Genomic DNA, 12,626 nt, shown 5'->3' on the forward strand with positions numbered 1-12,626 from the left:
TTGTCACTACCTGCTTTATACCGGCATGTTCATCAGCTCTTTATAAGCTTCTACCAGTTTATTTCTTACTTGAATGGTCGCGTCGAATGCCACACTTGATTTGTTTCTTGCAATCATTACATCAGATAGAGAAACGTTTGGATCGCCTTGGTCAAAACGGGTGGCTAAATTGCCTGACTGCTTTTGCAGCGCATTGACGTTATTGATGGCGTTGTCTAACAGAGCGCCGAAATCAGCGGACACCTGCGATCCTGTTGCAGGTTGAGTGGAGTTTGCTGCTTCAAGCATCATTGCTTGCATTTCCTGATTCATTCCACTGATTTTCATTGTTCACCTCTGTCGTCAATATTCTGACTTAATACTTCTGTCTTATCCTTGACGCTGCAATTAGTATGCCACTAGTCGAAAACGCAAGTATGACGTTTATCAGTTAGGGATTTCAATACCTGCATCGCGCATTTTGGCAAGCTTGTATCGCAATGTACGAGGACTGATGCCTAACTTTTCAGCCATCTCTTTTCGTCGCCCATTACATTCTGCCAAAGTATCCAAAATAATAGCGTATTCTTGCTCTCGCAGCTCAGAACCTAGACCATCCGCAGTCGCTCCCATGGATTTCGTGATCACGTTATCAGGTTCAGCAATTGGCTTAACAGTTGGAGTGGCAACTTCACCAGTTTCAACTACCGCTTGAAGACTATTTGCGTCTTCCCAGTCCACGCCTTCCAGCAAAATGTGCTCAGCATCGATATCGCCTTGCTCACTTAAGATGAGCGCACGCTGAATCACGTTATCCAGCTCACGAACGTTACCTGGCCAAGGGTAAGAAACAAGCTTGCTCAGTGCTGAAGGGGATACACCGGGAACAGGCATACCCAGCTTCTTGCAATGACGCTCTGCCAAATGTTTGGCAAGAGGCTCAATGTCGCCCTGACGCTGGTGCAGAGGTGGCCATGCGATTGGGAATACATTCAGTCGGTAGTAAAGGTCTTCACGGAAGTTACCTTCGGCAACGTATTGTTTGAGGTCACGGTTACTGGTTGCCAGAACGCGAACGTCTAACTTGATGCTTTTACGGCTACCAAGGCGTTCTACTTCGCGCTCCTGAAGCACACGAAGTAACTTGGCTTGAAGGTTCAGATCCATCTCGCTGATTTCATCAAGCAGGATAGTACCGCCCTGTGCCTGTTCAAATTTACCCGGACACGCCTGTACTGCGCCAGTAAATGCCCCCTTTTCATACCCGAATAGGGTTGCTTCGAGCATGTTGTCTGGAATGGCGGCACAGTTGATGGCGACAAAAGGACCGTCGCTACGTTGAGAGGCATTGTGGATGTAACGAGACATCACTTCTTTACCTGAACCACTTGGACCCAACACCATGACATTGGCATCGGTTTTTGCCACTTTGTCGGCAAGTGCGAGCAGCTTGAGGCTTTTTTCATCCGCGACAACCGCGTCACCTTCATCATCGCTTTTGACGGGTGCATAGCGGCTTACCATGTTCAACAGAACTTCTGGTGCAAAAGGCTTAGCCATGTAATCAATAGCACCTTCTTTCATGGCGGCAACCGCGTCTTCAATATTGGCGTAAGCCGTCATAAGAAGAACAGGAAGATTTGGCCAATGCTGTTTGATATTACGAAGCAGTGCCAATCCGCCCATGCCTGCCATCTGTACATCGGAGATGACGATATCGACTTCTTCCGATTTCAGTATGATCAACGCCTGCTCAGCGCAATCGGCTTCTACCCACTCGTAACCTGCTAAAGCAAGCGTATCCACTAGGGCTTCGCGTAGACCTTCATCATCTTCTACAATCAGTACTTTGCTTTGAGCCATTATTCTTCTCCAGAGTTTGTTGTTGCAAGGGGCAGACAGACAGTGAAACAGGCACCATCTCCCGGCTCTGAAATCAGTTCTAACCTTCCTTCATGGGCACGACAGACCATTTGTACTACCGCAAGACCAAGACCCGTTCCTTGTGAACGAGTCGTGAAGAAAGGTTCCATAATCTTTTGTTGTAATTCAACCGGAACACCGGGACCGCTGTCCTGAACCGAGATTTTCAATTCGTTGTTAACGACGCGGAAATACACATCAATTTGTGAGCCCTTACCTGAGATTTGAATGGCGTTAATCACCAGATTACTCAGTGCCGATGCAACGGCGTTGGCATTCCCCATCAAAGTCGCGTCTGGGTTTTCCATTTCCAGATGGTAGTCGATAGCGTTGGTTTTGATCGCGGTTTCAACCATCGGCTGGAATTCGTTACGCAAATCTTCAGGCGTAAATGGCTTCACGACTTTGTTATCACCACCTTTAGCGAATAGCAGCATGTCGTTCACCTGCTTTTCCAGATCATGCAACCTGTCGACGAGTTTCGTCTGGAATCGCTCACGAGTTGGGGCAGGTAGGTTAGGCGCACCCAAGTTTGAAGCGTACAACATCGCGCTTGATAGTGGCGTTCTGACCTGATGGGCAAGAGAGGCAACCATACGACCAAGCGAAGACAGACGCTGCAAGTCACTGACACGTGCTTGTAGCAATCGGGTTTCGGTTAAGTCGGTGATCAGAATTAATTGACCAGTTTGTGATGCTGAGATGGCAAGACGCACTTTGCGACCGTTTCTAAGAGAGATTTCATGACCATCATCTTCACGAGGTGCAAACGCCGCCTGAATCACTTCGAACCATTTCTGACCAACAAGAGGCACTTCCAACAACTTTTGCGCTTCAGGATTGGCTTCGCAAACATTACCTTGCGTATCAAGCAAGATAACGCCAGCGGGCATTACATCCAATACCTGCTTATAACGCGCAACCTGATCTTCCAGGCTTCCTAGCGTTGGGGCACTTTCTTGTAATTCTGATGGTGTCATGACAGGATTCCGACTAAAAACAACAATAGCCTGTTATGCATTATACATGCCAGGCCATTATTCATTTAAAATCAAAAAGTTAATCACATAAGACTGTGTCAATTGATTGACTAAGACGCTTATCGGTTGAGGTTGTACTTTCTCATTTTCTCAACGAGCGTAGTACGTCGCATACCAAGCATATCAGCAGCACGAGCTACAACCCCGCCTTGCGCTTCCAGCGCCTGGCTGATCATGTTCACCTCAACGTCTGCTAACAACTCTTTCAGGTTCACGCCTTCTGGAGGAAGTTCCTGAGGGCTGTTGGCGTTTTCTTCCATCTCCAGAGAGCCATCTCCGAAATTGAAATCTTCAGAGAAAATGTCGGAAAGCACGTCGCGTTCCTGTTCTTCAATCGATTTGCTTGAAGAGACATTTTCTGGCTGGAATTCAGGAATGTCGCTGTAACGATACTTGGTCGGTAGGTGGTTGACATCAACCAGACTGTTCGGGAAAAGAATGACCATACGTTCAACCAGATTCGCTAGCTCACGCACGTTACCTGGCCAGTCATGCTCCATCAGTGAGTTGATGGCACGCGGAGTAAAGCAGATTGGCATGCCACCTTCCGCTTCCATTCGTGTCAGCAGCTCTTTTAAAAGCAGTGGAATATCTTCTTTGCGCTCTTTAAGGGCTGGCATGTCGATTGGGAATACGTTCAGTCGATAGAATAGATCTTCGCGAAACTTCTCTTCCTCAATCATCTGCTCCAGATTTCGGTGGGTAGCCGCAACAACGCGAACGTCTGCCTTGATGGTGCTGTTGCCACCCACTCGCTCAAAGCAGCGCTCCTGAAGTACACGTAACAGCTTCACCTGCATCGACATTGGCATGTCGCCAATCTCATCGAGGAAAAGTGTTCCACCTTCTGACAATTCGAAACGACCTTTACGGGCTGTGATGGCGCCTGTAAAGGCACCTTTTTCATGACCAAAAAGCTCACTCTCAAGCAACTCAGGAGGAATTGCACCGCAGTTAATCGGTACAAACGGACCGTTGCGCCTTGGAGAATGGTAATGAATGTTTCGAGCAACCACCTCTTTACCTGTCCCGGACTCACCCAGAATAAGTACATTCGCCTCAGTCGCAGACACCTGTTCGATTAGGTGGCGAACATCACGTATTCCTTGGCTCTGCCCCACCAGACTGCGGAATAATGTGTTCTTACGACTCGCGGAAGGCAGTGGCCCGCCTTTGCGACCAAGAAATTCCTGGCAGTGTCGAAGTGCATCGCTGAGTTGAGGGTAATTGAGCGGTTGTTCCAGCTCACCAACGTAATGAGGAAATTCCTCTACGGAGATTTGGTTCGTGCTCAATGAAAGAAGTGGGATTTGATTCGATTGTTGAAGTAGCTTGGTAAGAGGCGCGACCTGAGACTTTTGGCTTACAGAGCCTAATATACATCCGGCCCAAGTTGCGTTCCAATCAACGCTGTCTAATTCATCTGAGCTGACAACTTTGCAGTGCTCACCGATGAATTCAAGAATAATGCTTAAATTGTGTTTAACCTGCTGGTCATCTTCAATAACCAACAATTGTGCCAAGCCTTGCATAGAAATAAGAGTTTGCCTTTAGAATTTAATCATTATCGTACATACCTAGACCCTGCAACTTTGTTTCATTTGCGAATTAAGTGTGCAATTTTTATCGGGCTAAGAAAGCAGCAAAAACAAATAAAGCCATTAAAAGAGTAGGCTCTAATAATGACTCTATTCTATGCGATAAAAAAAATAAGGCAACCAAGCACTTTGCGGATGTGAGTTTTGTTCTAAAACATCCTAAGTATATGCTTACTGACCGATTTCTGCGGAAGTCAGATTATGAAACTCTGCGGGTATCTGATCCCATGCTGATTTAATCTCACGGATGATATCAATCACATCATCAATCGGCTTGGGTTCGTTACTTTGGTTTGCCATCGTGATTTGAGAAATCATGAATTCGTATAGCTGATCCAGGTTCTTTGCGATGTCACCACCGTCGTCCATGGATAAACAAGAACGCAGTGCGATGATGATATCTAGCGCCTTACCCAAACGTTCGCCTTTAATGGCGATATTTCCCTGCTGCATTGCAGCCTTACCTTGGATCAGTCGCTCTATCGCACCAGCCATCAACATCTGGATGATCTTGTGCGGAGAGGCCGCAGACAATTGACTGTCTACTGAAACCTTTTTGTAAGCCTGTAAAGAACCTCGCATGGTAATCCTCTCTTATAAAAACTTCTTATAAAGCTGAACAGACTTGCTTCCGTGTCGGACTTTTTTCAAGTGTTCAGCAATCTTATTTGTATTCGCCTGCATCAGTAACACAATTTTCTGTGTCCTCTCCACTGCTCGTTGCCACTCTTCTTTATCAACGAGGTCAGGCGATTTTTCAAACTCGTGCAAAACACTTTGCAACAACAGTTCTCTTTTATCGACGGCTTCAGCAATTTCTTCAGCATTAATTTCATCTTTTTCTAAAAAAGATAATAGTCGTCGATCTAGCTCACTCAAGTCTGTCAAGTAATTGGACATACATTAACCGAATGCATTCATCATGCCAGAAAGTTGTGCTTGCATCTTACTGGTGGCTTCCTGCATGGCAGAAAACTTATCATGTGTACGTTTCTCAAGAGAATCCATACGGCGGTCCAGCTGAACTTGCTGATCGTTAAGTCGATAATTTTGCTCGTATAAACTCTTTTCACGTGACCGTATTGAGCCCGTTACACCCGTCATTGAGTGAATGGCATCTTCTACTTTTTTGGCAAAGCCGTCGTTGCCACCAAAAAATTCACCTAATTTAGTGAAGTTCTTATTGAGTTGGCGGTCAAGCATATCGTAATTCACTTCTAAAGTACCCTGACGAGTCGTGGTAATACCGAACTCCGTCAACGTTTTTAGATCTTCGGGTGCCCCCTTGATGGCGGTAGTGAACACGGATTTTAAGCGTGATTCTGCACTTCGAACGATACTGTCACCTGATAATGGTCCAGAGACACCAGATGAAGGGTCTGCACCCGCTAATTCTTTAGTTAAACCGTAAAATTGATTATAAGAATCAACGAATTGAAGAATATCGTTTCGAACTCGATCGCGGTCATAGTCGATACCAATTTCGGTTTGTTTCTTAGAATCTGACACGCCTTTAAGGGTCAGATCTACACCATCAATAGCATTTTCAATGACGTTGTTATCACTGCTCAGTTGCGCAATGCCGTCGAGCACGACCATGGAGTCCTGCCCTTTTTGCAGCTCATTCATACCGCTGTAGCCATTAAAAGCTCGTTGAGCAGCATCTATTCGAGCCTGGGCATCTTTAAGCTCTTGTTCACGCTGGGCTTTGGCGTTTTCCATTAACATGGCATCGCGCTCTTTAACCGTGACGTAAGAATCGGTCAGAGTACCAGATGCGGTAGGTGACCAGCCTGGGATATCTGGCGCTTTTTCACGGGCTTTATCATCAAGCCCGTCAGTTCCTGGGTCATAGGAACTAAGAAGGGTACCTGAAGCCGCTTCCGAGAAGCCGGGAATGGTATCTTCCGGCTTGGGTGGCGCTTGTTCTACGCCATCAATAATGACCGGCTCTTCAATGCCCGGCAGGTTGACGACATAAACAGGTAATGCACCATCAGGATTCTTTGGTTTGCCTTCTAGGGCTTCTTCAATTTCCTGTGGTGAGTATTTTCTCTCCAGAGCGGCAACATCTTGCCCGTCTGCAGTTAAAATAGGGGTACTTTGGAGCTTTAGAAGTGCCGCCTGCGCTTGTTCCAGATCGGTCATCCGGTCTTCAAGCGTTTTGTATTCAAGGGATTCTAAAGGATTAATAGGATCGGACGAATTGGCCGACACGTAGATTTGATTATCTTTGCCCGTTTTCTCGGAGGCTAAAATAAGGCGCTGACCATCAACATCGTTGATGATGGCAGCGCGTACACCGGGATTGCCGGTAGCTGCATTGATGCTTTTTACGACATCAATGAGCTTGGCATTTTGTTTTACTTCAACAGTAAATTCCCTGTTTCCTAAACGGATCTGCAGCTCACCAGTTCCAAAGCGGGTTTTCTCATCCACAATGTTAGAACCTAGCTTATGGTTCTGAGCAAGCTGCACCACATCGACAGCATATTTGCCTGCGATTGCGTCCGTTGTGGCTGTAGCTGAAACTACTTCTTCGTCGGAGGACTCTACCGAACGAACGGCGAAAGCCTTATCCTGACGAAACTGAGCCATCAGTGCCTTCATGGAATCCAGTGATTCTCTGAGCCGCCCATAGGCGCTAATATTGGTCTCAACTTTGGATCGCTCAGTATCGATACGTTGCTGTTTAGGCACACGCTCGGCATCGACCACTTTGCTCACCATAGAGTTGATGTCCATACCAGACATGCCACCCATTGGGTTTACACTCATTCTCTCACCTTCAAACCTATCACACCTTTTCCACGATTAATCCGGAGGAATTGGAGGCTAGGCGCCTTAAAATTTCAAGCATCTCTTCGCTTGGAATCTGTTTGATGATATCGCCTGTATCCGCATCGAATACAGTGACAACACGTCTCCCAGACTCGTCATCGAATTTAAAAGATAATCCTTTATTGAGTGAAGAAATGAAATCATTTACTTCATCAATCCGTTTCTCCAGCTCGGCTGCGTTAATCTTAGTACGCTCTTCCGAAAAAGACTGCGCAGATTCGTTCTGGATGACGTCTCTTGGATCTACCTCTTTTATTTCCGCTCGTTTTTGCGCATTAGCACTGGATGCATCTTCAGCTGTAGAAGCAATCTTCGTGCCACTACCATAAGAAGGCTGGGAAATCGATGTGTAGGATGATATGTCCATAACGATCTCACCTCCACCTTGATAGCGTACATCAGGTTACCCCAATGCATTGCTCTTACACAGAAGTATACCAGATTTAACCCAACAAACTCAGTGCCGCGGATGGTGACTGTTTTGCCTGAGCCAGGATAGACGTACTAGCCTGTTCCAGGATTTGAGACTTCGTCAATTGAGTCGTCTCTTTCGCAAAATCAGTGTCGCGTATGCGACTCATCGATGCGTTCACGTTTTCGTTAATGCTATCTAAGTTACTGATAGCGTGGTCAAATCGGCTTTGGAATGCACCAAGCTCTGCGCGCTTACTGTCGACACTTGTTAGTGCACCGTCAATGACGGCCACGGCTTGTTGAGAACCTGCAACCGTTGTTACGTCAATATCATTGACCGCAACATCTTCTGCCGTTCCCATGCTCAGTTCTCCGGCTAACCCGCCGCTGAACGTCACATCGCCATCTACTTTTTGGTTGTGAGCAAATACGCCCAACTCACCATTGTCGCCTACGTAAGCTTTCAGGTAGTCCTGCTGACCATTAATGTAAGTTGCAACTTCTTCAATATCGTCGCCGGCCAGAGCGTTGATAGTGATGTTTTGCGCGTTACCCTCTGAGTCTGTAAACGCAAAGGTCAGGTCATTGGACCCGCTCTCCACCACCCAGTTACCGTCTTTCGCATTGGCAGCTGTGTAGTTTTTACCGGCCATACCTTCATGGTCGGAACGAACGTTACCCATTTTCAACAATACCGCTTCACCGGAACTGGCACCTATCTGAAAAGACTGAGTACCATAAGTGCCGTTCAGCAACTTATTGCCACCGAAGGAAGTGGTTTCAGCAATACGATTCAATTCATCGTTTAGGGCTGCTACTTCTTCCTGGATCGCAACTCGCTCTGAGCGACTGTTGGAACCGTTAGACGATTGAAGTGCAAGGTCTCTCATACGTTGAAGGATGTTAGTACTTTCCTTCATCGCACCTTCCGCCGTTTGAGCTATCGAAATACCGTCATTTGCATTTCGCACCGCCACGTCTAAACCGCGACTTTGTGAATCCAAACGATTCGATATTTGAAGCCCAGCGGCATCATCTCTCGCGCTATTAACACGGTATCCCGATGATAAACGCTCCATTGATCTGTTCATGTCGGACGCAGCGTTGTTCAGGTTACGCTGGGCCGTCATAGCAGACACATTAGTGTTTACTGATATTGCCATAGTTAGATCTCCTTTGACATTAAGGATGATGGCGTCGCGTCTCTCACCTCGCTAAACCATCTCATTTCTCGCATTCCTTTTAACGGCGGATCCATTAAGTTCTTTAGGGAAAAACTCAGATTTTTTCGGATTTTTTTATGAGGGAGAGCAGGAAATACAAGAACCGTATGATGATCAGTAAGTTAACAAAAACGAGCATTTACTCATTAGCTCAAACTGGCTTCTAGAGAAGGGAGAAACATGCCAAAGCTAAAGCACTCTGCTTCGTGTCTTAAAACGCGCTCTAAGGGCACACAGGGCGTTTTATCGACTCATCAATAGAGATAACTAGATGCGATTCAATAAGGGGAATCAGAGTCGTAGCGAGAGGATTCGCGATAGCTGACCATTTCAAGTGTTTTCGTTAAACACTTAGTGTTTTTAAATGAGGTTTTTTTCTGAATTAGTGAAGCAGATTGGTTGCTGCGGAAGGCAATTGGTTTGCCTGAGCAATGATAGCGTTAGACGCTTGCTGCAAGATTTTCGATTTGGTAAGACTCGTCGCTTCTTTAGCGAAATCGGCATCTCTAAGTTGCCCCTTGGAATCATTCACATTAATGCTCATGTTGCCCAGGTTAGAGATACCACTTTCGAATCTATTGTGAATTGCGCCCAGCTGGCCACGCTGGCTATCGACGTAGGTCAAAGACGCATCCAGCACCGCGATTGCTTGCTGTGCGCCTCCTACCGTACTGATGTTGAGAGAGTCGACGGTAAGTTGACCTTGTTTCGATAGTGCAAGTTCTGAGGCAAGACTGCCACTAAACGTGAGATCAGATTTAACATCATGATTCGGCGCGAACAGCTGAAGTTGTCCGTTCTCGTTTACTGAAGCGCTGATCTCGTCCGTTTGCCCGTTAATGTAAGTCGCTAACTCTTCGATGTTATCACCAGATTTAGCTTCTATTTGTACATTCACAGTTTGGTTTGCGACATCCTGGAACTGGATATTCAATTGATTGGTTGCATCAGTGACTGTCCAGTTACTGTCTTTTCCATTTTGTGCTAGGTAGCTGTCTCCTCCCATGCGCTCCGAATCAGTGCGCATATCCGTTAGCGAAACCATAATGGCATCGGTGTTCGGTCCTATATGGAACGACTTGGTTCCATATGTACCGTTAATCAGTTTTTCGCCGCCAAAGCTAGTGGTTTCAGCAATTCTGTTCAGCTCGTCGTTGAGAGAAGACACTTCGTGTTGTAGTGCCTGACGATCTGCATCGCTGTTGTTACCGTTGGCTGACTGGATGGATAAATCTCGCATTCTCAGCATGATGTTGGTTGTTTCGTCTAACGAGCTTTCCGCTGTTTCAACGATGGACATACCATCATTTGCATTTCGAATTGCTACATCTATCCCGCGAGTTTGTACATGGAGTCTATTGGCAATCTGCAGACCAGCTGCGTCATCTTTTGCCGTGTTGATTCTAGAGCCTGAAGATAAACGTTCCAGTGATGTACTTGCGTCGCTCATAACACCTTTAAGTTGGTGTCTGGTTGCCATTGCAGATACGTTGGTGTTAACCGTTAATGCCACTGAAATGCTCCTGAAAAATCTTAAGGTTCCGTCTCATTCCACTACAAGGTAAACCTTGCCAGAGCGTTGGGTCTGACGATTCAATCGTGAACGGTAAACCGTCTTAACCCAGTGGAGTGCCAGGTGGCTGCAACACAACCAACCACCCAGACCGCCCTTAAACTTCGAGAATTAGCCCAGCAGCATTAACGCTGAATTTGGAGATTGCTTTGCCTGAGCTAATACCGAGGTAGATGCTTGTTGCAGAATCTGAGACTTAGTCATCGCAGTAGTTTCTTTCGCGAAGTCTGTGTCTTTGATTCGGCTCTGAGACGCGTTCACGTTCTCATTGATGTTATCTAAGTTGCTGATTGCGTGGTCGAATCGGTTCTGGAATGCACCCAGCTCTGCTCGATGGCTGTCAACGTATTGAAGCGCGGCATCCACGACTGCTACAGATTGTTGCGCACCGGATACGTTTCTTACGTCGATATCGCTTACTGTTGTCGCCTGAGCAGCACCCATAGCCAGCTCACCACCAAGTGCACCACCGAAGGTTACTGCACCGTCGATTTTGTTGTTGTCAGCGAAAACTTGCAGAACACCGTCATCACCTACAGAGGCTTTAACTTGATCCGTTTGACCGTTGATGTAGGTCGCCACTTCTTCAATGTCATCGCCCGCTTTCGCATTAATGGTCAGGTTTTGAGCCACACCGTCTTTGTCGGTGAATGCGATGGTCAGGTCAGATGCTGCTGCATCAACTGTCCAGTCTGCGCCTTTCGCGTTTGCAGCCTGGTAGCTTTGTCCGCCCATTGCAGCTTCATCAGAACGCATGCTCTTAAGACCCAGCATGACCGCTTCACCGCTGTCTGCACCAATCTGGAATGAAGCGTTGCCGAATGTTCCGTTTAGAAGCTTGTTACCACCAAATGAAGTGGTTTCAGCGATACGGTTCAATTCGTCGTTCAACGCTGTGATTTCTTCCTGAATCGCAACACGGTCAGACTTACTGTTTGAACCGTTAGCAGATTGCAGCGATAGGTCTCGCATACGTTGAAGAATGTTTGTCGTTTCTTTCATCGCCCCTTCAGCTGTTTGTGCAATCGAAATACCGTCGTTAGCATTTCGTACTGCCACATCCAAACCGCGGCTTTGAACATTTAAGCGGTTAGAGATTTGCAGACCCGCTGCATCATCTTTAGCGCTGTTGATTTTGTAACCAGATGATAGACGTTCCATCGATGTGGTTAAGTCACTTGCTGCATTGCCTAGGTGACGCTGTGCTGTCATCGCAGATACGTTAGTGTTTACTGTCATACTCATGGTGATTTCTCCCATTGATTTTCCGTTAAGGGCGGCTTCCGACGTCTCGGAAAACCAACTAGTTCTCTCAAAGTCATAAATTGTATCGACTTACTATTTCTATTCTTTAGGTTTTTTTGGATAAAAATTTAAAATATATGACTTTAGATATTATTTTTCATTTAAAAGCATATAGTTAGGTATTAATTTAATTTTTTCTTTTATATACATGCAGTTATAAATTAATAAAATACAATTTAAATGAAATATTAAAGGCGTGAACAGACCCTACCTGAATGGCAGTAAAGGAGATAGGAGGCGCTATGGTTTAATAAAAAACCATTATCAAGATACTGAAATGAATCACCGATTATCGAATGCTATGGAAAGGCTTTGTCTAATCATTCTTGGATATTCAGATACCACTCTGATACACCAGACGTACAGCCTCAGCTGCCGCGGTACCATCGTGTATAAGTTCTGAAATCCAACAAGTAGATAGATCTGTGCCATCTCTAAAACAGGGTGAACGGATACAAATACGCTTGAGAAAAATGCATGAACTAAAATTTTCTTCAGTACATTTTTACGTAATTTGCATGTCCTCCTTACTGTTTCGCATCGTTGGGTACTGGATCGAAAGGTAGATACAAGGAACGGTTAACACGGATAAAGTCTAATTTCGCTTGTACGCGTTTAGATGGATCTGTGCTAGTTGTTCTCCCTATCTGTTCCTAAAGATCGTTACCGATATATATTTGGTGCTTCGTTTCAATACTCCTCTGTACGAATTGTTCTTCTGATATGGGAA

11 protein-coding genes are annotated in these 12,626 nt (G+C 45.9%); all 11 read right to left on the minus strand.

The features are described 5' to 3' along the window. Positions 1-15 precede the first annotated feature (15 nt). Complete coding sequence (fliE, locus tag QMG91_RS13085; protein ID WP_004407843.1) at positions 16-327, minus strand: flagellar hook-basal body complex protein FliE; 312 nt, start codon at positions 325-327, stop codon at positions 16-18. A gap of 99 nt (positions 328-426) precedes the next feature. Next, positions 427-1,842 carry a sigma-54-dependent transcriptional regulator gene (locus tag QMG91_RS13090; RefSeq protein ID WP_022589709.1) on the minus strand — a complete coding sequence of 472 codons (1,416 nt, stop codon included), beginning with the start codon at positions 1,840-1,842 and terminating at the stop codon, positions 427-429. Further along, positions 1,842-2,882, minus strand: coding sequence for a sensor histidine kinase (locus tag QMG91_RS13095; protein WP_281826965.1), 1,041 nt, complete (start codon positions 2,880-2,882; stop codon positions 1,842-1,844). The genes QMG91_RS13090 and QMG91_RS13095 overlap by 1 nt, the downstream gene beginning before the upstream one ends. Positions 2,883-3,001: 119 nt before the next feature. Beyond that, on the minus strand, positions 3,002-4,474 hold the full coding sequence (locus QMG91_RS13100) for a sigma-54 dependent transcriptional regulator (RefSeq protein ID WP_004407836.1): 1,473 nt from the start codon (positions 4,472-4,474) through the stop codon (positions 3,002-3,004). 237 nt (positions 4,475-4,711) lie between these two features. Then, positions 4,712-5,122, minus strand: coding sequence for a flagellar export chaperone FliS (gene fliS / locus QMG91_RS13105; RefSeq protein WP_004407832.1), 411 nt, complete (start codon positions 5,120-5,122; stop codon positions 4,712-4,714). A 12-nt stretch (positions 5,123-5,134) separates the two neighbouring features. After that, complete coding sequence (locus tag QMG91_RS13110) at positions 5,135-5,440, minus strand: flagellar rod protein FlaI (protein WP_004407830.1); 306 nt, start codon at positions 5,438-5,440, stop codon at positions 5,135-5,137. 3 nt (positions 5,441-5,443) lie between these two features. Then, positions 5,444-7,318: a flagellar filament capping protein FliD gene (gene fliD, locus QMG91_RS13115; RefSeq protein WP_281826968.1), complete on the minus strand. Its 1,875-nt coding sequence runs from the start codon at positions 7,316-7,318 to the stop codon at positions 5,444-5,446. 19 nt (positions 7,319-7,337) lie between these two features. Next, positions 7,338-7,748: a flagellar protein FlaG gene (locus QMG91_RS13120; RefSeq protein WP_004407825.1), complete on the minus strand. Its 411-nt coding sequence runs from the start codon at positions 7,746-7,748 to the stop codon at positions 7,338-7,340. A gap of 76 nt (positions 7,749-7,824) precedes the next feature. Next, the gene (locus QMG91_RS13125) at positions 7,825-8,958 is read right to left on the minus strand and encodes a flagellin (RefSeq protein WP_022589708.1); all 1,134 of its coding nucleotides are present in this window, start codon (positions 8,956-8,958) and stop codon (positions 7,825-7,827) included. 442 nt (positions 8,959-9,400) lie between these two features. Then, entirely contained in the window at positions 9,401-10,531 is a 1,131-nt protein-coding gene (locus QMG91_RS13130; protein ID WP_022549965.1) for a flagellin, read from the minus strand. A 171-nt stretch (positions 10,532-10,702) separates the two neighbouring features. Continuing rightward, positions 10,703-11,836 carry a flagellin gene (locus QMG91_RS13135; RefSeq protein ID WP_022549964.1) on the minus strand — a complete coding sequence of 378 codons (1,134 nt, stop codon included), beginning with the start codon at positions 11,834-11,836 and terminating at the stop codon, positions 10,703-10,705. Positions 11,837-12,626: the final 790 nt, after the last annotated feature.

Source organism: Vibrio nigripulchritudo (assembly GCF_027924785.1).
GTDB classification, from domain to species: domain Bacteria; phylum Pseudomonadota; class Gammaproteobacteria; order Enterobacterales; family Vibrionaceae; genus Vibrio; species Vibrio nigripulchritudo.

What these genes read in the sequence shown, in the direction of transcription:
- fliE (WP_004407843.1), bottom strand. Translation starts at nt 327, where the DNA reads ATGAAAATCAGTGGAATGAATCAGGAAATGCAAGCAATGATGCTTGAA.
- QMG91_RS13090 (WP_022589709.1), bottom strand. Translation starts at nt 1,842, where the DNA reads ATGGCTCAAAGCAAAGTACTGATTGTAGAAGATGATGAAGGTCTACGC.
- QMG91_RS13095 (WP_281826965.1), bottom strand. Translation starts at nt 2,882, where the DNA reads ATGACACCATCAGAATTACAAGAAAGTGCCCCAACGCTAGGAAGCCTG.
- QMG91_RS13100 (WP_004407836.1), bottom strand. Translation starts at nt 4,474, where the DNA reads ATGCAAGGCTTGGCACAATTGTTGGTTATTGAAGATGACCAGCAGGTT.
- fliS (WP_004407832.1), bottom strand. Translation starts at nt 5,122, where the DNA reads ATGCGAGGTTCTTTACAGGCTTACAAAAAGGTTTCAGTAGACAGTCAA.
- QMG91_RS13110 (WP_004407830.1), bottom strand. Translation starts at nt 5,440, where the DNA reads ATGTCCAATTACTTGACAGACTTGAGTGAGCTAGATCGACGACTATTA.
- fliD (WP_281826968.1), bottom strand. Translation starts at nt 7,318, where the DNA reads ATGAGTGTAAACCCAATGGGTGGCATGTCTGGTATGGACATCAACTCT.
- QMG91_RS13120 (WP_004407825.1), bottom strand. Translation starts at nt 7,748, where the DNA reads ATGGACATATCATCCTACACATCGATTTCCCAGCCTTCTTATGGTAGT.
- QMG91_RS13125 (WP_022589708.1), bottom strand. Translation starts at nt 8,958, where the DNA reads ATGGCAATATCAGTAAACACTAATGTGTCTGCTATGACGGCCCAGCGT.
- QMG91_RS13135 (WP_022549964.1), bottom strand. Translation starts at nt 11,836, where the DNA reads ATGAGTATGACAGTAAACACTAACGTATCTGCGATGACAGCACAGCGT.